The sequence below is a fragment of the Nocardioides sp. genome, assembly GCF_036405735.1.
Classification (GTDB): domain Bacteria; phylum Actinomycetota; class Actinomycetes; order Propionibacteriales; family Nocardioidaceae; genus Nocardioides.
Genome location: NZ_DASWXC010000027.1, coordinates 20,941 through 44,046, shown reverse-complemented (window position 1 = coordinate 44,046; position 23,106 = coordinate 20,941). Strand labels below are relative to the sequence as shown.

Below are 23,106 nucleotides of genomic sequence, written 5' to 3'. Positions count from 1 at the left end.
GACGAGGTGCTGCGCCGGCTCGCGGTCAGCGGCAACATCTACGTGCCGCGGTTCTACGACGTGGCGTACGCCGCCGACGGCACCATCGAGGCCGTCGTCCCGAACCGGCCCGGCATCCCGTTCCGGGTCAGCAAGCACACGCTGATGGACCTCGACGCCTGGCCCTACCCGCGCAACCCGCTGGTGCCGCTGGCCGAGACCGTGCACGAGCGGTTCTCCGTCGAGATCTTCCGCGGCTGCACCCGCGGCTGCCGGTTCTGCCAGGCCGGCATGATCACCCGCCCGGTGCGAGAGCGGTCGATCCAGACCATCGGCGACATGGTGGAGAACGGCATCCGCAAGTCCGGCTTCGAGGAGGTCGGCCTGCTCTCGCTCTCCAGCGCCGACCACACCGAGATCGGCGACCTGGCCAACGGCCTCGCCGACCGCTACGAGGGGTCCAACGTCTCGCTGTCGCTGCCCTCGACGCGGGTCGACGCCTTCAACATCACCCTGGCGAACGAGTTCTCCCGCAACGGCCGGCGGTCGGGTCTGACCTTCGCCCCCGAGGGCGGCTCGGAGCGGATGCGGAAGGTCATCAACAAGATGGTGACCGAGGAGGACCTCATCCGCACCGTCGCGACGGCGTACTCCCACGGCTGGCGCCAGGTGAAGCTGTACTTCATGTGCGGGCTCCCGACCGAGACCGACGAGGACGTGCTGGCCATCGCCGACCTCGCCAAGAAGGTCATCGCCAAGGGCCGCGAGGTCTCCGGCCGCAACGACATCCGCTGCACCGTCTCCATCGGCGGCTTCGTGCCGAAGCCGCACACGCCGTTCCAGTGGGCGGCACAGCTCGACCACGAGACCACCGATGAGCGGCTGCGCAAGCTGCGCCAGGAGGTGCAGTCCGACAAGCGGTTCGGCCGCGCCATCGGCTTCCGCTACCACGACGGCAAGCCCGGCGTGGTCGAGGGACTGCTCTCCCGCGGCGACCGCCGGGTGGGCCGCATCATCGAGGCGGTCTGGCGCGACGGCGGCCGGTTCGACGGCTGGAGCGAGCACTTCTCCTACGACCGCTGGATGATGTCCGCCGAGCAGGCGCTGGCCGGGACCGGCGTCGACGTCGACTGGTTCACCACCCGCGAGCGCGAGCTCGACGAGGTGCTGCCCTGGGACCACCTCGACTCCGGCCTCGACAAAGACTGGCTGTGGGCCGACTGGGAGGACGCCCTCGCAGCCGCCCGCGGCGAGGAGATCGAGGTCGAGGACTGCCGCTGGACGCCGTGCTACGACTGCGGCGTCTGCCCGGAGATGGGCACCGAGATCCAGATCGGGCCGACCGGTCAGAAGCTGCTGCCGCTCAGCGTCGTCTGAGCTGGTCCTCCACGAACACCGGCCGCACCGCGTAGAGCGCCAGCAGCAGCTGCGGGACGTTGACGGCGATCAGCGTCCACAGCGGGACGGTCCAGCCGCCGGTCCGGTCGTGCAGCAGGCCGATCGCATACGGGCCGGTCGCCGCCAGCAGGTAGCCCAGCGACTGCGTGACGCTCGAGAGCGTCGCGGTCCCGGCCGGCGTGCGCGAGCGCAGGTTGATGAGGACCAGCACCAGCGGGAAGCAGGCGGAGCCCACGCCGACGAGCACCGCCCACAGGATCGCCAGGTCGTACGGCGCCACCAGCAGGCCGGCGTAGCCGATCGGGTAGCACGCCATGATCCCCAGCACGAGCAGCGCCGGACGGCTGGTGCGCGCCAGCGCCGCCGGTGCCCACAGCGACAGCGGGATGGAGGTCGCCGCGACGACCCCGACCAGCGCTCCGGCCTGCGCGGCGGTGTAGCCGGCGTCGCGCCACACCGTGGGGAACCAGCCGAAGACGACGTACGCCTGGAGTGACTGGCAGCCGAAGAAGCCGACCATGGCCAGCGCGATCGGGGTGCGCAGCACCTCGAGGAACCCGATCCGGGGGGCCGGCTCGATGCTCCGGTCGTGGACCAGCATCGGCAGCCACGGGATCATCGCGGCGACCGCCAGCAGGCCCCACGCCGCCAGTCCCCAGCGCCAGCTCCCCAGCGAGCTGGAGATCGGCACGGTCAGCGTCAACGCCAGCGTGAGCCCGACGGCGAGCAGCGTGGTGTAGAGCGCAGTGACGCGTCCGACGCGGTCCGGGAAGTGCAGCTTCACCAGCGAGGGCAGCAGCACGTTCGCCAGGGCCATGCCGCCGAGCGCGACGAGCGAGAGCAGCAGGAACGTCGGCGTGCCGCCCGCGAGGCTGCGCGCGACCAGGCCGACGGTCACGGCGAGCAACCCGACCAGGGTCACCCGGTGCACGCCGAACCGTCGAGCCAGCCAGGGGGCCGACGAGCCGACGACCGCGAAGGCGATCACGGGGAGTGAGGTGAGCAGCCCGGCCGCTCCCGCGCCCATGCCGAGGCCGGTCCCACCCGGGCGCAGGTCGGCCAGGACCGGCCCGACGCTGACCGCGGCCGGTCGCAGGTTCACCGCGAGGAGCAGGATCGCGGCGAGCGCGAGGAGATGGGTACGGCGGCTCACCCCGTGGATCCTCGCAGGCGGATCGAGCGTGGATGAACCCGGCTCGGATCAGGCACGGCCGTCGGTGGGATGGAACACAGCCTCACCATCCGGAGACGCCCCGAGCAGGCCCTGGCGGGTCCGAGTGATACGAATGGCGCAGCGACGTCGGGCGCTGCGAGACGACCGGAAGGACCCAGGGTGGAGAAGTTCGATCACATCGTCGTCGGTGGCGGCATCGTCGGCGCCGCGACGGCGTGGACGCTGGCAACCCGCTTCCCCGAGCGCCGGGTGCTTCTCGTGGAAAAGGAGCCCGCGCTGGGGCGTCACCAGACCGGCCACAACAGCGGCGTGATCCACTCGGGCATCTACTACGCGCCGGGCAGTCTGAAGGCCCAGCTGTGCCGTGAGGGCGTCGCCGCCACCGAGCGGTTCGCAGAGGAGCACGACATCGCGTGGCGCCGCACTGGCAAGCTGCTCGTCGCGACTGACGCGAGGGAGCTCGCCGGCATGTACGCGCTGGCGGAGCGAGCCGTGGCCAACAGGATTCCCGCGACGGTCCTCTCGGCCGAGGAGCTGCGGGAGCGCGAACCCCGCGTCGTCGGGCTGGGGGCCCTGCACATCGCTTCCACCGGCATCACCGACTACGGCGCGATCACCCAGCGGCTCGGCGGCCTCGTCGAGGACGCCGGCGGCAGTCTCATGCTAGGCACCCGACTGACGCGCATCGACGAGAGGCCCGACGGGATCACGCTCACGACGACGAGCGGAGAGGTGAACGGCGACCACGCCGTCTTCTGTGCCGGCATCCAGGCCGACCGGGTCGCGGCGATGGCGGGCCTCGACGTTGACTTCGCCATGGTCCCTTTTCGCGGCGAGTACTACGACGTGCGTCCCACGCGCGCCGACCTCGTCTCGACGCTCATCTATCCCATCCCGGACCCGGAGCTGCCTTTCCTGGGCGTCCATCTGACCCCGACGGTCGACGGTGGGCTCAACGTCGGGCCTAACGCGGTGCTCGGCCTGGCGCGGGAGCGCTACCCGAAGCTCTCCTTCGACCGCCGCGACTTCTGGGACATCGTCCGGTTCCCGGGCATGTGGCGGGTGGCCAGGGCCAACGTCCGGACCGGGGCGCGCGAGATGCGCAACTCGCTGTCGAAGCGCGCCTATCTGAAGCTCTGCCAGAAGTACTGCCCGGAGCTCCGACTCGACGACCTCACGCCGCGGGAGGCCGGGATCCGGGCTCAGGCGGTGATGCGGGACGGCACGTTCGTGCACGACTTCCTGCTGCGCGACACCCCTCGCAGCCTGCACGTGGTCAACGCGCCGTCCCCGGCGGCGACCTCGGCCCTGCCGATCGCCGGCATGATCGTCGACCGGGTCGCCGCCGTCCGCGGCTGACGCTGGGCCGGCGGCGATCAGACCTCGTCGTCACCGATGCCGGGGTCGTGGTGGATCGGCCCGTGGCGCCGCCGCTCGATGACACCCAGCGTCGCGGACACGGACGCAGTGACCAGGTCGGCGACGGTGAGGAGCACTCTGCTGACCGCTGCTAGCGCGATCGCGGGTCCGGTGCCGACGTACGGCGTCAACGCGGTCACGATCACGAGCTCTCGCACCCCAGCGCCGGAGGGCAGGACGAAGAAGAAGAGCCCCGAGATCATCGCCGCTGCCATCGCCCCGACACAGAGCCGCAGCAACCCTATGCTGGCCTCGCCGCTGCTGCCGTGCGCCAGGAGCCACAGGTGCAGGCCGAAGGCGACGTAGGACCCGATGGCGGCAAGCAGCGAGAGCAGCACCGCGCGGCCCCGCACGGGGTGGTCGAGCGGTGGCCGCCGCAGAATGCGGAAGGCAAGCTCGACAAGCCTGTCGAGGATGCGGGGATGCAGGCAGACCAGGCCGATGGGAAGCAGGAGGTAGAGCCAGCGGAGCGGCTCGAGCGCCTCGTCGTTCGCACTCAGCGAGGGGATCGCGAGCACGCCGCACACCAGCGCCGCCACCACGGCGACGGCCAGGGAGAACAACGTGGCGGTGAAGACCCGGGCGCGCGCCAGGCCGGCGCGTCGGCCCAGCTCCATCTGAAGCACGTAGGCCCACACCGAACCGGGCAAGTACTTGCCGAGCTGGCCAACGAGGAAGATCTGAGCGCCACGGGAGACGCCGATCGGCTCGCCGAGTTCGTCGACGAGCAGCTGCCAGCTCATTGTGGATAGACCGATCGCGACCGGCAGCACGAGGAAAGCCGGGACCCAGTCCCGCCAGGACATCTCGACGATGGTGCCGCGAACCTCTGCCCAGTGGTTCTGAACCGTCCACACCGCGGCGGCGACCACGGCCAGCACGAGCAGTATGCGGCCCCAGTGGAAGAGGCGCCCCCTCAGCGTGTGGTGGCTCGGCAACTGCTCCGCGGTAGCCACATCGCTTGTCGGCGTGGTGGACGCAGTTGACCCTTTCGGAGACGGCACCCGCCACATCTTGCCCCAGCGGGGTGGGAAAGTCTCACCGGCGCCGCGCTGAGGATAAGGTGCCCCGCGTCCACATCCCCGACCGACCAAGGCTGCGCATGACTGCTCCGCTCAAGATCGCCCTCATCGGCTCCGGCTCGATGGGGAAGAACCACGCCCGTGTGATCGCTGCTGGTGACCGCACCGAACTCGCCATGGTCATCGACCCTGACGAGGCGGCCGGGCGGCGTACGGCCGAGCTATACGGCGCGGCGTGGGTTCCGGAGATGACAGGCCTTGACGAGATTGGCGCGGTGGTCGTCGCGGCGCCGACGGAGTACCACTACGGCCTCGTGCAGCAGGTGATCGCGGCGGGCCTTCCGGTACTGGTCGAGAAGCCCGTGTGCCCGTCGCTGGAACAGACCCAGGAGTTGGTCGAGGCATCCGCCAAGGCCGGTACGCCGCTGATGTGCGGTCTGCTCGAGCGCTTCAACCCAGCCGTTCAGGTCGCCATGCGAATGGTCGAGGCACCTGTCTACGTCCGCTCGACCCGTCACTCGCCGTACGCGCCCCGGATCAAGACGGGCGTGGCGTGGGATCTGCTCGTGCACGACGTCGACCTGGTCGTGCGCGCCTTCGGAGGTCGGCACCCTGAGGCCCTCGATGTGCGGGCCGGGCAGTTCCACGCCTCATCGGTCCCTGGTGCGGAAGACGTCGTCGAGACCACGATGGGCTTCGCAGGTGGGATCGCGTCGGTGTCGGCGAGCAGGCTGGGCCAGACCAAGGTCCGGAGCATGGTGATCCAGGAGCTCGACCGCATGATCGAGGTCGACCTGCTGCGCCGAGGGCTGACGAGCTACCGCCACTCGACGATCGAGGCCGACGAGGGCCACAGCGGGTTCCGTCAGTTCACCGAGATGGAGGTGCCGGAGATCTCCGGTGTCGAGCCGCTGGTCGGCCAGCTGAACCACTTCGTCGACCTGATCGAGGGCAAGGTCGACATGGACGAGGAGCGCGCCTCGATCCTGCCGGCGCACCGCGTCGTGGACGAGGTCGTCTCGCTTCGCTCGGCCTGACGTCACCACGACGAAGAGCGCGTGGTCGGCCGGAAGGGACGGCCACGCGCTCTTGGCATCTGTCGCTCAGCTGTGTGGCACGAAGGTCGGGTCGCCCGGATCGGAGAGGTCCACGTCGGCGACCGGTCGGGCCGGCACGCCGGCGACCACCGTGCGCGCCGGCACGTCGCGGGTCACGACCGCTCCGGCCGCCACGACAGCCTCGTCACCGATCGTCACGCCCATGTTCACCACGGCACCCGCGCCGATGAAGACCCGATCGCCGATCGTGACCGGCTGGCGCTCGACCTCGGAGGACCGGCGTCCGGAGACGCAGCGCTTGGCCGACGAGTGGGTGTAGATCTGCACTCCCGAGGAGATGTCGCAACCGCTGCCGATCGTGAGCCCGCCGGACGCGTCGATCACGGTGAAGGCTCCGATCCAGGTGCCTTCGCCAACCTGGGGATCGCCGACGACCCAGGCGTGGTCGTTCCACGGGTTGGGGGGCAGCGAGGCGCTCATGCCCGGATGAGGTCCGTCATGCCGTCGGTGACGTCGATCGTCGGCTTGAAGCCGAGGATCTCCTCGGCCCTCGTCATGTCCGCTGCACGACGGCTGACGAGCACGTCGCGCGGGTTGAAGATCGGCTCCACGTCAGCGCCCACAGCATCGATGAGGATGCGCGCCAGGTCGGCGATGGAGGTGTCGACGCCGGTGCCGATATTGACCGGGACGTTGTCCTTCTCCGCATGGAGCGCGAGCACCACGGCTCGGGCGATGTCGTGGACGTGGACGAAGTCCATGGACTGCTCGCCCTTGCCGTCGATGACCGGTGGCTCGCCGTTCTTGATGCGGTTGACGAAGTGGTTGATGACCGAGGTGTAGTACGCCGTCGTCTTCTGGCCGGGGCCGTAGACGTTGAAGAACCGCAGGGCGATCCAGGACAGTCCGGCCCGTCGCTCGTAGAACCCGAGCAGGTCCTCGCCGGCGCGCTTCGCGATGCAGTAGGGCGTGAGCGGATCCAGCTGGTCATCCTCGTGCATCGGCAACTTCTCGGGGTCGCCGTACACCGAGGCGGACGAGCAGTAGACCAGGCGTTCGACGCCCAGGTCGGCAGCGGCGGCGAACACGTTGTGGTTGCCGATCATGTTGATGTCCATCGACTCGTACGGGTCGGCCTGGCTCTTGTTGATCGACACGGCGGCAGCATGGATGACCTTGCTGCAGCCCTTCATCGCGGCGTGGACGGCGCCGCCGTACCGGACGTCCTGATCGATGAGCTCGACGTCGTCGCCGAGGGCGGCCACGGCGTCGCGGTCGCCGCGGAACATGTTGTCGAAGACCCGTACCTTGTAGTCCTTCTCGAGCAGCATCGGGATGACGTGCATGCCGATGAAGCCGGCACCGCCGGTGAAGAAGACGGTTTCCTTCGAGCTCATGCTGGTGGTTCTCCTCTGGAGTGTGCGGGTGGCGCTGGTCAACGGGTCGGGACGGGAGTGCGGTCGCTCGCCATGGAGGCGAGGACCTCAAGGTGGCGGTCCAGCACCCGCTCGAGCGTGAAGTGCTCGTCGACGATGGCGCGGGCGTTCTGGCCGACAAGGCGGGTCGCGGCGGGGTCGTCGAGAGCGCGGATGAGGCGCCCCGCGAGGCCAGCGACATCGCCGGTGTCGCACATGAAGATGTGGGTGCCGTCGATCATCGGGATGCCGGGGAAGTTGTCGATCCGGCCCCACGCGACGACTGGGACGCCCGCGGCCATCGACTCCAGGGTGGCAGTGCCCAAGCCGTGTCCCTGCTCGTGGGACTCGACGGTGGCGGCCGCGAAGAGATGGGGCACGTCGGACTTCGGGACAGCCCCGAGCGCACGGACGGCGTGCGCGACACCGAGCTCCTCTGCCCGCTGGAGGAAGACGTCGTAGTAGACCCGGCCCGCGACGGCGAGCACCGCATCGGGGTGCCGCTCGAGGATGGACGGCAGCGCCTCGACGAGGCCGAGCCGGTCGCGAAGCGGGATCACGTGGCCAACCGACAGGATGATCGGCACCCCTGGTCCCACGCCGATCAGTTCCCGGCCCCGCTCGGCCGAGCCCGAACGGATCCAGGAAGGATCGACGCCGACCGGGATCGGGGTCAGCTCGCTCCACCCGCCGCGATACCGCCGGTGGATGTACTCCTGCATGTAGGAGTCCATGACCACGATGTTGGGCCGGTAGCGGCGCAGCCGGGGCGCCACCAGGGTGGCGTCGAGCCCGCGGAAGACGTGGTGATAGCGCGCGGACGGGTTCTCGAGTCGCGTGTGGACGCTCAGGAGGGCCGGGATGCCGCGTCGGCGGGCGTAGGCACCGGTGGCCCAGGTGAGGTCCATGAACTGGCCATGTTGATGGATGGCGTCCGGACCGAAGTCGTCCAGTAGCCGAGCCAACCGCCGCCGGAGGCCAGGCCGAGTCGCGAACGACAGATCGAACGAGACGGCAAGCTTGGTCTCCGGGAGCATGACGGCCGGCAGGCGCACCACCCGGACGCCGTTGCGCCACTCTTCGGCGGGGGCATCGTCGTACGCGGCGGTGATCACGAGTACCTCGTGTCCCCGTGCCGCGTACCCACGAGCGAGGGCGTCGCTCAAGTGCGAACTGCCGCCCACTCGGGGCGGGTAGAAGTTGTTCACGACGACGATGCGCACCTAGGTCCCCATTCCATCCGGACAAGCCGCCCCACCCTAACGATGACGAGGCGAACGTCCGCAATCAGTCGGTGTGTCAGCGACGCTGCCGTTACCCTGATCGCCGGTCCGGTCAGAGTCGAAGGAGTCCGTCATCACCACCACGGCGCAGGGGCGGCACGCCCTGGACGACCGGAACGACGTCGCACCCGAGCCGCTGCCCCCGAGTCCCGGGTGGCGCATCCGCGGCCGCTGGGCGGATCGTCTCGAGGTCATCCTCCCGGTTCTCGGCTACCTCGCCATCGTCATCTCGGGTATGACGACCTCGTCGCTCGGGATGCTGCGTCGGTCGCTCACGGGACCGTACGAGGGCATGATCGGCGAACCGCTCGCAATCCGTTCGGACGAGTGGCTGACCGCGGCGCCGATCGAGTTGGCGACCCTGGCCAACGGCTCGTCGATGACCTCCCCACTGTCTAATGGCCCAGACCTGATCTACCAGGTCTCGTCCGGCTCGCCCCTCGAGTCACTGCTCTTCCTGGAAGGGAACCTGCTGCGTCTGGGGGAGTGGCTTCCCGACGCGATGCTGTTCGCCGCGTTCCGTGGCTATCACTGGCTGCTGCTCGCACTCTTCCTGCCGCCGCTGCTGCGCCGCCTCGGCGCGAACCGGCCGATGTCGTGGCTCGCGGTCGTGCTCTGCTTCCTGGCGCCGTCCGCCGTCTGGTGGTCCTTCATGCCCATCCGGATCCTCGGCCTGGCCGCGGCCGGATGCTACGTGGTGGTCCTGGCCAGCGAGCGACTCGTCCGGCGTCAATGGGTCCGCGGGTTCCTGCTGGCAGCCCTGGCAGGCATACTGCTCGCGCGCCTCGTCACCTACTACGTGCCATGGTCGCTCACCATCGGCGTGCCGCTCGTCCTCGCCACCGGGCTCTTCTTGGTGCGCGAGCGCGCGGGGCGCCGGTCCGCGCTTCTGGCGGTCGGGGTCGGTGCCACGGTCGCCCTCACGTTGCTCATCGGAGTCTTCTGGGAGAACTGGGACGCTCTCCACGCCGAGCTCAACACGGTCTACCCAGGGCAGCGGCGCTCCACCGGAACTGCGCTGCCGCCGTACTGGCTCTTCGGCGCTCCGGGGCTCTTCGAACTCGAACGCTTCGCTGCCCTGCCAGGGCCGAACCAGAGTGAGGTGAGCACCGCCTACCTCCTTTGCGGACTCGTGGCGCTGTTGCTGTGGCCGGCGGTCCGCCGCACACTTCCACGGCGTGAGAAGGCGGCGATCTTCGGCCTCGCCCTCGTCACCGGGTGCTTCGTCGCCTGGACGATCTTCAACTGGGGGGCCGTCGGCAGATCGCTTCCAGGACTCAGCGCCATCATGCCGGGTCGAGCCGCCCAGACGGTCGGCTTCGCTGCAGCGATTGCCATGTGTCTGGTGCTGTCGGCGTGGGCCAAGCAGCCCGCCACAGCGCCGGCCGGCAAGGAGGAGGGCGTCGGTGACCGGCGCAGCTCCCGTGCGCTGACCGTCGCGGTTGTCGCGGCGGTCGTCACCGGATACGCCGTCGCAGACCTGACCCGGGTCATCCCCGAGCTGCCGCTGTGGCAGGTCTGGCTCGCGACCGCGGTGACGGCCGTTCTGGTATGGACGTTCGTCCGGTTCCCGGCCAGCTGGGTCCCCGTCGCGCTGGCCGCGACGGTCAGCCTGGCCGCGCACGTCGACGCGAACCCGATCATGTTCGGGCTCGGCGAGGTCCGCACCAGTGCCGCAGCCGATCGGGCCCGCGAGTTCCGTGCGCAGGAGGTCGCGAGCGGAACCCGGATGGTGACCGACAACATGGCGGCCAACGCGCTGCTGGTCGCCAACGGGGTGCCGTTGCTCAGCGGCTACCAGGTCACCGGGCCCGTCGCCGAGCAGTGGGAGTTCGTCGACCCGGACCGACGCTACGAGCGGGTCTGGAACCGTGGCGCCAGCTATCTGCTGTTCGCCTTCGACAAGCCGCCGGGCGCGCCGCCGGAGATCATCGAGGCCCACAATGACGTCGTCCGCGTGCACACCGACGCCTGCTGGCTCGCGAGCAGCCCGTTCCGGATCAGTCGGATCGTGGCGGAGGTGCCGGTCCGCAGCGCGTGCACTACGCGGGTCGGCAAGTTCACCTGGAACGGCGTGACGCAGTACGTCTACCGGCTGGCCGAGGCCTGACCGGTGCCTGCCGCCCGGGCCGGGAACCGGGCGGCGGCCGGCTCACCAGGCGGTCGCGCCGACCGACAGCAGGCCCACCGTCCCGAGCACGGCCAGCACGCGCGCGATGCCGGGCCGGTCTTGGGTGACGAGCAGGGCGAGCCAGACCAGCAGCGGCGTGAACGCCATCGTGTAGCGCGCCACGACCCCGTTGTCGAACCCCATCGTCAGCGCGTTGGAGATGCGCATGGCGGGTGGATAGAGGACGACGGCGGCGAGCGTCGAGGCCGCTAGCACGGCCAGCGCTGACGCCGGCCGGCCGCCGGTCGCAGCCACGGCGATGTGAGCGGTTTGGGCGGCGTCAGCGGTGGCACCGGGCTCGACGGCCCGCGGTCGCGTGAACGCCCCGAGCACGATGCTGCCGACGACCACGATAGTGACCCACAAGGGGATGCCGTAGCCGAGGGCACGGACGAAGCGTGTGACCGTGTCACCCTCGGCGGCGTTGAGTACCTCCACCTCCAGCCACGGGCCATGGAACGTGGCGAGCTCGCGGACGGCACCAACGAGAACAGAGGTCCATGAATCGAAGTCGTAGAAGCCGTAGAGCGTGCCGTTCGAGACCGTCGCGCGGCGAGAGTTGACCTGCCCGAACACCGCGATCGGCGCCACCAGCACTGCTGCCAGCACGGCCGCGTGCCACCAGCGCGGTCGCCACCGGGTGTCGACGTTCCGGCCGACCCGCCGCAGGACGATCGCTGCCACGATCGCGATCACGAAGGCGCCCGCGGGGAGGGAGTTCGTGACCGCTACGCCCGCCGCGGCGGCCGTGGCGGCGACGAGCCACCAGTAGCCTCGCCCGCTCAGCACCCAGCGCAACCCCGCGCCGGCGATCAGAGCGCCCGCGAGCACGGCGCTCGCCATCGGGTTGACCAGGGTGCCGAACATGAGGAACTGCGAGGACGCGACAGGGACCAGCGTCGCGGCGACCAGAGCGGCTCCCCTCAGCCGCAGCAGGCGCCAGGCGAGCGCGCCGCACAGCGCCACGCCGAGCGCCAGCACGACGGCCGCGTAGGCCCGGTAGACGTCGAGCGGATACCGAGGGCCCGCCGCAACCTCCACCACCCGGCGGAACGCCTCCCCGCCCAGGAAGTAGGTGGGGTAGTGGATGTAGCCCGAGGTGTACTGGCCGGAGGGGAGGTCCTCCGGCCCCAGCGTCGGATCGGAGCAGGGCACGAGCGGTGGCCCGGCCTGATGGCCCGCCCCGCAGGCCCATTCCCGGATCAGCGCTTCGCCGTACACCGCTCCCCGATGGGGATAGCTGCCCTCGTGGACCTTGAACTGCGTGTCGAGGTGGACGTGCTCGTCGACGAACGACAGCGGATGGTCGTCGACGGCGAAGCGGAGCAGTGAGCCGAGGAGGTAGACGACCAGTGCGCCGGTCAGCAGCACCGTCAGGACGTCGCGTCGTGCGGGCCCCGGCCGAGCGCGGACCGGGATTGCCCGGCGGTTACCCACGACGGCGTTCGACGGTCCCCGGAAGAGGAGCGCCGGCTGTGCTCACGAGCCGGCCCGCACCGTGGCGTTGACGGCGGCGACGATGCGCTCGAGGTCCGCCTCGGTGAGGGAGGGGTGCACCGGCAGCGAGATGACCTCGCCGGCGACCTGCTGGGTGACCGGGAGGGTGAGCCTCTCGGCGAAGCGCGTGAGGGAACTCAGTTGATGGTTGGGGATCGGGTAGTAGACGCCGGTCCCGATCTTGTGCTCCTCGCGCAGGGCACCGACGATGCCGTCGCGCTCGGCAGCATCCACCTTGATCGTGTATTGGTGGTAGACGTGTGTGGCGTGCTCCGCGACGGCCGGCACCGCCACGCCCTCGAGGTGCTGGTCGAGGAAGGCGGCGTTCTGCTGCCGGGTCTTCGTCCAGCCCTCGACCTTGGTGAGCTGGACACGACCGATCGCCGCGTGGATGTCGGTCATCCGGGCGTTGAAGCCGACGACCTCGTTGGCGTACTGACGCTCCATGCCCTGGTTGCGCAGCAGCCGCACCATCCGGGCCAGCTGGTCGGTCGCGCAGGCGACCATGCCGCCCTCGCCGGACGTCATGTTCTTGGTGGGGTAGAGACTGAACATCGCGAAGTCGCCGAAGGTGCCGACGCGTTCGCCCCGCCACGTGGCCAGGTGTGCCTGGGCGGCGTCCTCGAAGAGATGGAGACCGTGCTCGTCGGCGACGGCACGCAGGGCGTCGACGTTCGCGGGGTGACCGTAGAGGTGCACCGGCATGATGGCCTTGGTCCGGCTGGTGATCGCGGCACGCACGCTGTCGGCGTCAAGGCAGAAGTAGTCGGGCTCGATGTCGGCGAAGACCGGGGTGGCGCCGGTGAGCGCCACCGAGTTGGCGGTTGCCGCGAAGGTGAAGGACGGGACGATGACCTCGTCGCCCGGGCCGATGCCCGCGGCGAGGAGACCCAGGTGCAGCCCGGAGGTGCCTGAGTTGACGGCGACGGCGGTGCGGCCCGAGAGCACTACGTCACCGAACTCCTGCTCGAACGCTGCGACCTCGGGCCCCTGTGCCACCATGCCCGAGCGCATGACACGGTCGACGGCGGCCCGCTCCTCGTCACCGATGATCGGCTTGGCGGGCGGGATGAACTCGGCGGACATGTGGTGCCTTTCGTGCAGCGGTGGGTGAGAGAGGTGGTCAGCACAGCGTGCGGTCGAGCCACGCCTCGACCGCGCCACGGAGGCGGGCGTCGAGGCCGGAGGTGTCGCGCGATCCTTCGAGCACGACAGCGGCCAGCGCCGCGTGCTGGTCGCGGGGTACGTCGAGCTTGTCGAGCCGGTAGGTATTCAGGCGGGCAGGACGGGCGGGGACGCCCATGCTCACGGCGTACGGCGGCAGCTCGTTCGTGACCGCCGACTGCATGCCGACCATCGAGCCGGCCGGCACGGTGAGGCGCTGGTGCACGACGACGCCGAGGCCCAGGTTGGCACCTTCCTCGACCGTCACGTGGCCGGCGGTCACGGCCATCGCCGAGAGCGTCACCTCGTCGCCGATCCGACCGTCGTGGTTGATGTGGACCTTGGTCATCACGAAGCAGTCATCGCCGAGCGTCGTCCGTCCGGCCCAGCCGCCGCTGATGGTGACGAACTCCTTGAGCACGTTGCGCGACCCGATCTGCACCGGACCACCGTCGAACGGCTCCTCCCAGGACGCGGTCATGGCGTGGCCCCGGACCTCGCCGGCGCCGCCGATCACCACGTGGGAGGCGAGGTAGTTGTCGTCACCGATGGTGACCGGGCCCTGCAGGACGCAGTACGGGCCGACCACGTTGCGCTCCCCGAGCTGGACCTCGGGGCCGATCACGGCCGTGGGGTGGATCCTGTTGGACGCGGCGGTCAGGGGCATCCTGGTCGTCTCCCTCGTTCGCGGCGCTCAGCGCCGAACGGCGGGGTCGGCCAGTACGTCGCGCAGTTGCTCGGCGACATGGTCAAGATCGTCGGCGACGAGATTGGCGTGCATCGGCAGGGCGAACTGCGTAGCGAACAAGCGCGCCGACACCGGGCACTCCGTGCGGGAGCCGTAGACCGGCTGGACGTGGGAGGCGTAGGTTCCGAAGTTGCTGCCGACGCCGCGCTCGCGCAGAGCCATCACCACCGCGTCGCGGTCCACGGTCTCATCTGCGGTGACGAGGTAGGACTGCCACGGGTGGGTCCGGTCATCGAGCACGACAGGGAGGTGGATGCCGTCCACGCCCTTCAGGCGCTCGGCGTAGCCGTCAGCTGCGGCGGACCGGGCGGCCACGAGGTCCGGGAGCCGCCGGAGCTGGACCCGCATCATCGCGGCCTGCACGTCCGACATCCGGTAGTTGTATCCGGCCATGTCGAACGACGGAACGGCGAGCGCGGTGCTGCCCTCACGGCTGACCGCTGGCGCGATGCCATAGGTGTGCAGCTTCCGGGCGAGGGTCATCCGCGCGCTGTCATTCCCGACCAAAGCACCACCCTCACCGGCGGTGATGCCCTTGCGACCGTGGAAGCTGAACGCGGCCAGGTCGGCGAGGCTACCGGCGGGACGTCCCTTGTAGCTCGCGCCGGCGGAGCACGCGGCGTCTTCCAGCAGCCAGAGTCCGTGCTTCGTGGCGAGCGCGTTCAGCTCGTCGTAGTCGGCGGGCTGGCCGACGACGTCCACGGCGACGATGCCGACGGTGCGCTCCGTGATGAGCGCGGCGGCAGCCGCCACGTCGATGGTGCCGATGTCGGGCCGCACATCGGCGAAGACCGGGGTTGCGCCCGTCCACATCACGGCGTGCCCCGTTGCGGGAAACGTGTAGTCGGCGACGATGACCTCGTCGCCCGTGCTGGCGCCCAACACCTGGAGCGCCAGGTGCAGCGCCGACCCGCAGTTGGAGGTGGCGAGCGCGTGGGACGTTCCGACCGCCGCCGCGAACTCACCCTCGAACGTCACGCAGGTCGGACCTGCGCCGGAGAGCCAACCGCTCGCGAAGACCTCGCGGAGAGCTTCGATCTCCTCCTCGCCGACGGTCGGTTGACCGAGGGCGACCTGTCGAGTGGACTGCATGAGCGGCACCTTCCTGAGAACCTCGGCGTAACGTACTAGTGCGCGCCCGCCGCCCCAAGTCGAAGTCGGCAGCCTCACGCCGAGCACCCAGCGGGCCGAGGTCCAGTAGTGTGGCGCTGCCCGATGGACCGATCTCGACTGGAGACTCAGGCACCCGCATGACTTCCCAGAACCCTTCCAGCGCTGACGCGACGACGACTCCGGCCTCGGCGCCGGCCGACGCTCGGATCGTCGAGCTCGACGATGCCGCCATGCTGGCCAAGCACGAGGCGCTGACCGCCGTCGACCACGTCATCGGCCTCGAGGCGACGATCGCGCGGCTCGAGCTGGACCTGCGCCGCAGCCGCAGCAAGATCCGTGCGCTGAGGGAGAAGGTCGCCGAACGCGACAAGGAGATCGCCGCCATCCGCGCATCAACCACCTGGAAGGTCGGCCGCGCTGTGACCCGTCCGATCCGGGGTCGGCGCGGATGAGCGATCGTCCTGCGCCACTGATCTCGATCGTTACGCCGGTCTACAACCCCCCGGTCGACGTGCTCGCCGAGACCATCGAGTCCGTCCTGGCCCAGACGTACGACGACTGGGAGCTCATCCTCGTCGACGACTGCTCGCCCGAGCCCGCCGTGCGCGAGACGCTGCGCCGCTTCGCTGCGCGAGACCCTCGCATCCGGGTGATCGAGCGTGCCGAGAACGGTCACATCGTGCGCGCCTCGAACGACGGGATCGACGCGGCGCGTGGCGAGTTCATCGGGCTGCTGGACCACGACGACCTGCTCACGCCCAAGGCCCTCGCGAGGAATGCCCAGGTCATCGCTGAGCACGACGACGTCGACTACCTCTACTCCGACGAGGACAAGATCGACGACCGTGGCCGGTTCTTCGACCGCTTCGAGAAGCCCACGTGGTCGCCGGAGCGGCTCCGCGCCCAGAACTACTGTTGCCACTTCTCGGTGCTACGGACGGAGGCGGTGCGTCGTGTCGGCGGCTTCCGCGAAGGGTTCGACGGCTCCCAGGATCACGATCTGATCCTCCGGGTCACCGAGGTGGCGCGGCGGATCGTCCACATCCCCGAGGTGCTCTACCACTGGCGCACGATTCCCGGGTCGGCGGCGGCGGAGCTCGACGCCAAGCCGTACGCGGCCGAGGCAGGACGCAGGGCGGTCGCCGAGCACGTCGTGCGGATGGGAATCGACGCCGAGGTCCTCACCAAGGCGTCGGGACTCTACTCCGTCCTACGCCGGCCGGTGTCCGGCGAGCGCCGAACCAGCGTGGTGATCCCGACCATCGGCTCCTCCGCCATGGTGTGGGGCCGATCCCGCGTGCTCGTCGTCGAGGCCGTCCGCTCCGCGATCGCCAAGGCCAGGCATCCCGAGAACCTGGAGATCGTCGTCGTCTACGACGACCCCACGCCCCAGGAGGTGCTCGACCAACTGTGGGAGATCGCCGGCTCATCGCTCGTCCTTGTCCCGTTCCACGAGAGGTTCAACTACAGCCGCAAGGTCAACTTCGGCGTGCTCGCGTCCTCCGGTGACCGGCTGATCCTGCTCAACGACGACGTCGAGGTGATCACCGAGGGGTGGGTCGACGAGCTGCTCGGCCCGCTCGAGGAGCCCGACGTCGGGATGACTGGTGCGAAATTGCTCTTCAGCAATACGTCGATCCAGCACGCCGGCCTAGCCTTCCTTCGGGGCGGCTACCACCACCCTTTCCGCGAGCAGGAGCGTGACTTCCCGGGCCAGTTCCGGGAGTTGCTCCTCAACCGCGAGGTCACCGGTCTGACCGGCGCATGTATCGCGATGCGTCGCGAGGTCTACCTCGAGGTCGGCGGTCTGCCGGAGGGCTTGCCCGTCAGCTTCAACGACGTTGACCTGAGCTACAAGGTCGCCCGCAAGGGATACCGGATGCTGTACCTGCCCGGGTGTGAACTCTTCCACTTCGAGTCGCAGACCCGCGAGACCGAGGTGTTCCCCAAGGAGTTCCGGTTCATCCACAACAGATGGGGCGTTCCGGACCGCGATCCCTTCACCCCGGTGTACCCGGACCTCCCGCTCACACCGTCGCAGCGGCGCCGGAAGGCGCTGGAGGCGCGGCGCCGAGGTCTGGGGTTGCCCGGCTGAGACCTCAGGAGAAGCGGCCAGGACGCCCTGCACGAGGATGACGGTGGCATCCGGCCTACCCTTGCGCCGTGCGTGAACAGCCCGAGCAGCAAGCCCCGCCGGTCCAACGGCTTCGGATCCGCTACGCCAAGCGCGGCCGGCTGCGGTTCACCAGCCACCGCGACTTCAGCCGGGCCTTCGAGCGCGCGATCTTCCGAGCCCGGATCCCGATGGCCTACTCCAGCGGCTTCAACCCGCACCCCCGCATCTCGTACGCGGGCGCGGCGCCCACCGGCTCGGCCAGCGAGGCGGAGTACGTCGAGATCGCGCTCGCCCAGGTTGTCGACCCGGCCGCCGTGCAGGCGCAGCTGGAGGAGGCGCTGCCCGACGGGCTGGACGTCGTCGAGGTGGTCGAGTCGCCGGGCGGCTCCCTGGCCGACCTGCTGCAGGCGAGCACCTGGCTGATCGACCTGCCGCTGCCGACGGCGCAGGTGGAGGCCGCCGTGGCGGCGTTCCTGGCGTGCGACGAGGTGCCCGTGGAGCGGATGACGAAGAAGGGACTGCGCAGCTTCGACTGCCGGGCCGCGGTGGTCAGCCTGGAGGCGGCCCCGCGAGGGACCGGCACCCGGCTCTCCCTGCTGCTGCGCCACGGCACGCCCGCGGTGCGTCCCGACGACGTCATCAGCGGCCTCACCGCCGTCGCCGGCCTCCAGGTCGGCCCGGAGCACGGTGGGCTCCCGCTGCTGACCCGGCTCAGCCAGGGGCCGTACGACGAGGCCGCGCGCACCGTCGGCGACCCGCTGCGGCCATGACGTCACACTTCGCCCCTGCTGAGCCGCGCCATCGCCTAGGGTTGCCCTCGTGATCGGGGAGCGCGACAGTCGGCCGTGGGGCACCTGGCAGGTGCTCGACGAGGGGGACGGGTTCAAGGTCAAGCGGATCACCGTGCTCCCCGGCGCGCGGCTGTCGTACCAGACCCACGAGCACCGCGCCGAGCACTGGGTGGTCGCCCGCGGCCGGGCCACCTGCGTGATCGACGGCGAGACCGTCGCCGCCGGCGTGGGTGAGTGCATCGACGTACCGGTCGGCGCCGCTCACCGGATCGGCAACGCGGAGGACACCGAGCTGGTGATCATCGAGGTGATGCGCGGCCCCTACCTCGGCGAGGACGACATCGTGCGCCTCGAGGACGACTTCGGTCGGGCGGGAGCCTGACGCGTCGCTGACCGGGACGCGTCGCGTCGCGGCCCGGATCCAGACACCGGTGTGCGATACTCGCCGTGGTCGACGCCACTCTCCACCCGTCAGGGACGAGTGGGCGGGGGTGTGGACCCGACGACTCATCCGTCGGCGCGGGCTCCTCGGGGCAGCGCGGCGACACGCCGGAGGCACGGTCGTCGCCAGACCGCGACGCGGCCCGGCAGATCGGTGACAGCGATCCGCCACGGTAGGACACAGGGCAGGCGACCGCGGAGGCGACGTTCGAGGTCCCCGGCGCGCGGGTGCGGGGCGAGTCGCCGCCATCGACAGGCTTTTTCGTCGACGGCCCTGAGCACGCGGGTCGCGGCGTACGACACGTCCGGCCGCGCTCGCGCGGCGGGGCAGAGGAGCAGCACATGCCCGACGACTCCGTCGAGACCACCGGCACGACCCAGGCCCCCGCGAAGAAGGCGGCTGCGAAGAAGGCTCCGGCCAAGAAGGCGGCCGCGAAGAAGGCGCCCGCCAAGAAGACGGCCGCCAAGAAGGCCGCCCCGGCCGACGAGACGCTGCCGCTGGACACCCCCGGCGAGAGCGGCCCGGTCGCGGAGGCGCCGGTCGCCGACGCCGACGCCGCCGCCGACGCGCCGGCGAAGAAGGCTCCGGCCAAGAAGGCGGCCGCCAAGAAGACCACCGCGAAGAAGGCGCCGGCCAAGAAGACCGCTGCGAAGAAGACGGCGGTCGCCGACACCGCTGAGGCGGCCGACACCGCTGAGGCCGCCGGGACCGCTGCGACGGCGGAGCGGAAGCCGGCCCGCCGTACCACCAAGAAGGCCGCGGCCGCACCCGAGCCCGCGTCCGAGGCTGTGCCGGAGACAGGGCCGGAGACATCCGCCACGCTCCCGCTCTTCCAGGCGCCCGACGCCACGGCGGCCAAGCCCAAGCGGACCCGCAAGAAGCCCGCCTCGGCCCCTGCCGTGGAGCCGCTCGAGGAGCCGGTCGACGAGACGGAGCCGGCGGAGCCCGTTGAGCCGGTCGCGGTAGAGGAGGGTGTCGCGCCGGCTGCCGAGGTGGCCGCCGAGACGACCGAGGCGGAGACCGCCGAGGAGTTGGACGCCGAGGGCTCCGAGAGCGACGAGGGCGACGAGAGCGACGAGGCCACCGGGGAGGGCGGCCCGGCCCGTCGTCGTCGCCGCCGCGGCGGCCGTCGTCGCCGCAAGCCGGCCGGCAACGGTGAGGCCACGGACGAGGCCAACGGCGCGGCAGCGGAGGACGCCGCGTCCGGTGACGAGGGAGACCAGGCCGAGCAGTCCGACGAGGCGGCTGAGGAGCAGGCCGACGACGCCGCCGAGGAGACCTCGGGCGGCTCCACCCGGCGCCGGCGCCGCCGTCGTCGCGCGGGGGAGGCCGGTGACGCCGACGACGACGAGCCGGGCGTCAGCACGGTCACCCGGGTGCGCGAGTCCCGCCCGCTGGAGCAGCAGATCACGGCCGTCTCCGGCTCCACCCGGCTCGAGGCCAAGAAGCAGCGCCGCCGCGAGGGCCGCGAGGCCGGCCGGCGCCGTGCCCCGATCGTCAGCGAGGCGGAGTTCCTCGCCCGCCGCGAGTCCGTCGAGCGCGTCATGGTCATCCGTCAGCGGGGCGACCTGACGCAGATCGGCGTGCTCGAGGACAAGGTCCTCGTCGAGCACTACGTCGCCCGCGAGTCGCAGACCTCGATCATCGGCAACATCTACCTGGGCCGGGTCCAGAACGTGCTGCCGTCGATGGAGGCCGCCTTCATCGACATCGGCAAGGGCCGTAACGCGGTCCTGTACGCCGGCGAGGTGAACTGGGCCGCGCTCGGCCACAAGGAGGGTCAGCCGCGCAAGATCGAGTCGGTCCTGACCAGCGGTCAGCCGGTGCTCGTTCAGGTCACCAAGGACCCGATCGGGCACAAGGGCGCCCGCCTGACCAGCCAGATCAGCCTGGCCGGCCGCTTCCTGGTCTACGTGCCCGACGGCACCACCAGCGGCATCTCGCGCAAGCTGCCCGACACCGAGCGCAACCGGCTCAAGTCGCTGCTCAAGGAGATCGTCCCCGACACCGCCGGCGTCATCGTCCGCACCGCCGCCGAGGGAGCCAGCGAGGAGGAGCTGACCCGCGACGTCGAGCGGCTCAAGGCCCGCTGGGAGGACATCGAGAGCAAGTCCGGTGGCAAGGACGGTGGCAAGGGCGGCAACGCGCCGCAGCTGCTGTACGGCGAGCCGGACCTGACCCTCAAGGTCGTCCGCGACCTGTTTACCGAGGACTTCGCCAAGCTGGTCATCCAGGGCGACGACGCCTGGGAGACGGTCAAGGGGTACGTCGACCACGTGGCGCCCGACCTCGGCGAGCGTCTCGAGCGCTACGACGCCGACGACACCGGCAAGGATGTCTTCGCGGCGTACCGCGTCGAGGAGCAGATCGCCAAGGCGCTCGACCGCAAGGTCTGGCTGCCCTCCGGCGGCTCGCTCATCATCGACCGCACCGAGGCGATGACCGTCGTCGACGTCAACACCGGCAAGTTCACCGGCTCCGGCGGCAACCTGGAGGAGACGGTCACCAAGAACAACCTCGAGGCGGCCGAGGAGATCGTGCGCCAGCTCCGGCTGCGCGACATCGGCGGCATCATCGTCGTCGACTTCATCGACATGGTGCTCGAGTCCAACCGCGACCTGGTGCTGCGCCGCCTGGTCGAGTGCCTGGGCCGCGACCGCACCCGCCACCAGGTCGCCGAGGTCACGTCGCTGGGTCTGGTGCAGATGACCCGCAAGCGGATCGGCACCGGGCTGGTCGAGGCGTTCTCCGAGAACTGCTCGCACTGCCAGGGCCGCGGCATCGTCATCCACGACCACCCGGTCGAGGGCGGCGGGTCCGGCGTGGCGCCCGACGAGGGTGGCCGGCGCGGACGCCGCAACCGGGGCGGTCGAGGCAAGGGTGGCAACGAGGAGGCCGTCGCCGAGTCCAAGCCGGTCGTCCCGACGCCGAAGGACATCGCCGCCATGCCGCGGCACGAGCCCGAGACCCACTCGGTGGTCGAGCCTCCGAGCGAAGCGAGTCGCGTCGAGACCACCGACCAGGCCGACCAGGACCCAGTGACCGAGGCCACCGACGCCGTCGTGCCGGCTGGGGGGGAGGGCCCTAAGGTCGTGACCCGGACCCGGTCGCGTCGCGGTGCGAGCCGTGCCGTGGTCTCCACCGGCGAGGCCACGGTGATCGAGGCCGCTGCGGTGGCCGAGCCCGAGCCCGTCGTACCCGAGCCGGAGCGCGCCCCCGAGCCGCCGAAGGTGGTCACCCGGACCCGCCGGGGCGTCACCCGCGCGGTCACGCCCACCGCCGACGGCACCGCGCCGGAGACGCCCAGCGGCGGCTCCACCGCGGAGGTCGCCGGTGAGGAGACCGGCGGCGAGCACGGGAACGAGCACGGGGATGAGCACCACATCGAGCACGTCCCGGTGAAGAAGAAGGGCGGTCGCAAGCGGTGAGCCCCGCCTGAGTCCCGCCTGAGCACCGTCAGGGTGCTCGGTGCCGACCGCCGTTTTGCGGGGTCGGGACCCGAACCGTAGTATTGCCCCTCGGTGTGCTCGTCAGCGTCGTGCCGGCGCTCGTGAGCCCGCCTGTGAGCGAGCATCCCACCCCCGGCTCACGGGGTTGAGGCGTGCCGCAGCCCAGAGACTTACGCAGCAGGATGAAGGAGACCGCGGTGTACGCGATCGTGAAGGCTGGCAGCACCCAGCAGAAGGTTGCCGTCGGCGACGTCATCGAGATCGACAAGGTCGCGACCGGCGTCGGCGAGTCCGTCACGCTGCCCGTGGTCCTCGTCGTCGACGGCGAGAAGGTCAGCGCGACCGGCCTCGACAAGGCGTCGGTGACCGCCGAGGTCCTCGGTGGCACCAAGGGCCCGAAGATCATCATCCAGAAGTACAAGAACAAGACCGGCTACAAGAAGCGCCAGGGTCACCGCCAGAAGTACACCCAGGTCAAGGTCACCGCGATCAACGCCTGACGGCGTCCGATCACCTCACGCTCCATCGAAGCCGCCGAACGAACTCCAAGGACTGAGTAATGGCACACAAGAAGGGTGCAGCGAGCACCAAGAACGGCCGCGACTCCAACGCCCAGCGCCTCGGCGTGAAGCGCTTCGGCGGCCAGGTCGTCAACGCGGGTGAGATCATCGTCCGCCAGCGCGGCACCCACTTCCACCCCGGCGCCAACGTCGGTCGTGGCGGCGACGACACCCTGTTCGCCCTTGCTGCCGGTGCCGTCGAGTTCGGCACGCGGCGCGGCCGCAAGGTCGTCAACATCGTTCCGGCGGCGGAGTGACGCTCCGCAGCCAAGCATCGTGATCGGAGGGCGTCCCACGACGGGGCGCCC

20 protein-coding genes are annotated in these 23,106 nt (G+C 70.3%); 11 read left to right on the top strand and 9 right to left on the bottom strand.

Features of this window, described 5'->3' with window-relative positions:
• Positions 1-1,356, top strand: a 1,356-nt coding sequence (locus VGE38_RS04715) for a TIGR03960 family B12-binding radical SAM protein (protein WP_331141377.1), incomplete at its 5' end; no start/stop codon positions are given.
• On the opposite strand, the gene VGE38_RS04710 is transcribed toward VGE38_RS04715, so the two are convergent.
• Positions 1,343-2,530, bottom strand: a complete 1,188-nt coding sequence (locus VGE38_RS04710; protein ID WP_331141376.1) for an MFS transporter — start codon at positions 2,528-2,530, stop codon at positions 1,343-1,345. The two genes, VGE38_RS04715 and VGE38_RS04710, sit on opposite strands and share 14 nt — an antisense overlap.
• A gap of 180 nt (positions 2,531-2,710) precedes the next feature.
• On the opposite strand from VGE38_RS04710, the gene lhgD reads away from it, so the two are divergent.
• Positions 2,711-3,910, top strand: a complete 1,200-nt coding sequence (gene lhgD / locus VGE38_RS04705; RefSeq protein ID WP_331141375.1) for an L-2-hydroxyglutarate dehydrogenase — start codon at positions 2,711-2,713, stop codon at positions 3,908-3,910.
• A gap of 17 nt (positions 3,911-3,927) precedes the next feature.
• Here lhgD and VGE38_RS04700 read toward each other — a convergent pair whose 3' ends face one another.
• Complete coding sequence (locus tag VGE38_RS04700; protein ID WP_331141374.1) at positions 3,928-4,908, bottom strand: lysylphosphatidylglycerol synthase domain-containing protein; 981 nt, start codon at positions 4,906-4,908, stop codon at positions 3,928-3,930.
• Between the two features lie 164 nt (positions 4,909-5,072).
• On the opposite strand from VGE38_RS04700, the gene VGE38_RS04695 reads away from it, so the two are divergent.
• Entirely contained in the window at positions 5,073-6,029 is a 957-nt protein-coding gene (locus VGE38_RS04695) for a Gfo/Idh/MocA family protein (RefSeq protein ID WP_331141373.1), read from the top strand.
• Positions 6,030-6,095: 66 nt separating this feature from the next.
• On the opposite strand, the gene VGE38_RS17535 is transcribed toward VGE38_RS04695, so the two are convergent.
• From VGE38_RS17535 to VGE38_RS04680, 3 genes are read right to left on the bottom strand one after another with little or no spacing between them, the layout of a single operon-like run.
• Positions 6,096-6,530: an acyltransferase gene (locus VGE38_RS17535; RefSeq protein ID WP_414690892.1), complete on the bottom strand. Its 435-nt coding sequence runs from the start codon at positions 6,528-6,530 to the stop codon at positions 6,096-6,098.
• Positions 6,527-7,447, bottom strand: coding sequence for an NAD-dependent epimerase/dehydratase family protein (locus tag VGE38_RS04685; RefSeq protein WP_331141372.1), 921 nt, complete (start codon positions 7,445-7,447; stop codon positions 6,527-6,529). Before VGE38_RS04685 ends, VGE38_RS17535 begins: the two co-directional genes overlap by 4 nt.
• Before the next feature lie 38 nt (positions 7,448-7,485).
• Positions 7,486-8,649, bottom strand: coding sequence for a glycosyltransferase family 4 protein (locus VGE38_RS04680; RefSeq protein ID WP_331141378.1), 1,164 nt, complete (start codon positions 8,647-8,649; stop codon positions 7,486-7,488).
• A 172-nt stretch (positions 8,650-8,821) separates the two neighbouring features.
• Here VGE38_RS04680 and VGE38_RS04675 point away from each other — a divergent pair, with 172 nt between their 5' ends.
• Entirely contained in the window at positions 8,822-10,858 is a 2,037-nt protein-coding gene (locus tag VGE38_RS04675) for a DUF7657 domain-containing protein (protein WP_422656611.1), read from the top strand.
• A gap of 42 nt (positions 10,859-10,900) precedes the next feature.
• Here VGE38_RS04675 and VGE38_RS04670 read toward each other — a convergent pair whose 3' ends face one another.
• The 4 genes from VGE38_RS04670 to VGE38_RS04655 are packed head-to-tail and all read right to left on the bottom strand — an operon-like array spanning position 10,901 to position 15,419.
• The gene (locus tag VGE38_RS04670; RefSeq protein ID WP_331141370.1) at positions 10,901-12,355 is read right to left on the bottom strand and encodes a hypothetical protein; all 1,455 of its coding nucleotides are present in this window, start codon (positions 12,353-12,355) and stop codon (positions 10,901-10,903) included.
• Between the two features lie 42 nt (positions 12,356-12,397).
• Positions 12,398-13,501, bottom strand: a complete 1,104-nt coding sequence (locus VGE38_RS04665; RefSeq protein ID WP_331141369.1) for a DegT/DnrJ/EryC1/StrS family aminotransferase — start codon at positions 13,499-13,501, stop codon at positions 12,398-12,400.
• 37 nt (positions 13,502-13,538) lie between these two features.
• Positions 13,539-14,246 carry a UDP-N-acetylglucosamine acyltransferase gene (locus tag VGE38_RS04660; RefSeq protein ID WP_331141368.1) on the bottom strand — a complete coding sequence of 236 codons (708 nt, stop codon included), beginning with the start codon at positions 14,244-14,246 and terminating at the stop codon, positions 13,539-13,541.
• Between the two features lie 27 nt (positions 14,247-14,273).
• A complete protein-coding gene (locus VGE38_RS04655; RefSeq protein WP_331141367.1) occupies positions 14,274-15,419 on the bottom strand; it encodes a DegT/DnrJ/EryC1/StrS family aminotransferase in 1,146 nt (381 codons plus the stop codon).
• 158 nt (positions 15,420-15,577) lie between these two features.
• Between VGE38_RS04655 and VGE38_RS04650 the strand changes: the two genes are divergently transcribed.
• From VGE38_RS04650 to rpmA, 7 genes are all read left to right on the top strand, one after another.
• A complete protein-coding gene (locus tag VGE38_RS04650; protein WP_331141366.1) occupies positions 15,578-15,892 on the top strand; it encodes a hypothetical protein in 315 nt (104 codons plus the stop codon).
• Positions 15,889-17,535 (top strand): glycosyltransferase family 2 protein, encoded by a 1,647-nt coding sequence (locus tag VGE38_RS04645; RefSeq protein ID WP_331141365.1) that lies wholly within the window; start codon positions 15,889-15,891, stop codon positions 17,533-17,535. The genes VGE38_RS04650 and VGE38_RS04645 overlap by 4 nt, the downstream gene beginning before the upstream one ends.
• Before the next feature lie 68 nt (positions 17,536-17,603).
• Positions 17,604-18,326 carry a TIGR03936 family radical SAM-associated protein gene (locus VGE38_RS04640; protein WP_331141364.1) on the top strand — a complete coding sequence of 241 codons (723 nt, stop codon included), beginning with the start codon at positions 17,604-17,606 and terminating at the stop codon, positions 18,324-18,326.
• Positions 18,327-18,375: 49 nt separating this feature from the next.
• Positions 18,376-18,729: a phosphomannose isomerase type II C-terminal cupin domain gene (locus VGE38_RS04635; RefSeq protein ID WP_331141363.1), complete on the top strand. Its 354-nt coding sequence runs from the start codon at positions 18,376-18,378 to the stop codon at positions 18,727-18,729.
• A 401-nt stretch (positions 18,730-19,130) separates the two neighbouring features.
• Positions 19,131-22,217 carry an Rne/Rng family ribonuclease gene (locus VGE38_RS04630; protein WP_331141362.1) on the top strand — a complete coding sequence of 1,029 codons (3,087 nt, stop codon included), beginning with the start codon at positions 19,131-19,133 and terminating at the stop codon, positions 22,215-22,217.
• A gap of 218 nt (positions 22,218-22,435) precedes the next feature.
• Positions 22,436-22,738: a 50S ribosomal protein L21 gene (gene rplU / locus VGE38_RS04625; RefSeq protein WP_331141361.1), complete on the top strand. Its 303-nt coding sequence runs from the start codon at positions 22,436-22,438 to the stop codon at positions 22,736-22,738.
• 59 nt (positions 22,739-22,797) lie between these two features.
• Positions 22,798-23,055, top strand: a complete 258-nt coding sequence (rpmA, locus tag VGE38_RS04620) for a 50S ribosomal protein L27 (RefSeq protein WP_331141360.1) — start codon at positions 22,798-22,800, stop codon at positions 23,053-23,055.
• The last annotated feature ends 51 nt before the right edge of the window (positions 23,056-23,106 follow it).

What these genes read in the sequence shown, in the direction of transcription:
- VGE38_RS17535 (WP_414690892.1), bottom strand. Translation starts at nt 6,530, where the DNA reads ATGAGCGCCTCGCTGCCCCCCAACCCGTGGAACGACCACGCCTGGGTC.
- VGE38_RS04685 (WP_331141372.1), bottom strand. Translation starts at nt 7,447, where the DNA reads ATGAGCTCGAAGGAAACCGTCTTCTTCACCGGCGGTGCCGGCTTCATC.
- VGE38_RS04665 (WP_331141369.1), bottom strand. Translation starts at nt 13,501, where the DNA reads ATGTCCGCCGAGTTCATCCCGCCCGCCAAGCCGATCATCGGTGACGAG.
- VGE38_RS04660 (WP_331141368.1), bottom strand. Translation starts at nt 14,246, where the DNA reads ATGCCCCTGACCGCCGCGTCCAACAGGATCCACCCCACGGCCGTGATC.
- VGE38_RS04650 (WP_331141366.1), top strand. Translation starts at nt 15,578, where the DNA reads ATGACTTCCCAGAACCCTTCCAGCGCTGACGCGACGACGACTCCGGCC.
- rpmA (WP_331141360.1), top strand. Translation starts at nt 22,798, where the DNA reads ATGGCACACAAGAAGGGTGCAGCGAGCACCAAGAACGGCCGCGACTCC.
- VGE38_RS04630 (WP_331141362.1), top strand. Translation starts at nt 19,131, where the DNA reads ATGCCCGACGACTCCGTCGAGACCACCGGCACGACCCAGGCCCCCGCG.
- VGE38_RS04645 (WP_331141365.1), top strand. Translation starts at nt 15,889, where the DNA reads ATGAGCGATCGTCCTGCGCCACTGATCTCGATCGTTACGCCGGTCTAC.
- VGE38_RS04695 (WP_331141373.1), top strand. Translation starts at nt 5,073, where the DNA reads ATGACTGCTCCGCTCAAGATCGCCCTCATCGGCTCCGGCTCGATGGGG.
- VGE38_RS04655 (WP_331141367.1), bottom strand. Translation starts at nt 15,419, where the DNA reads ATGCAGTCCACTCGACAGGTCGCCCTCGGTCAACCGACCGTCGGCGAG.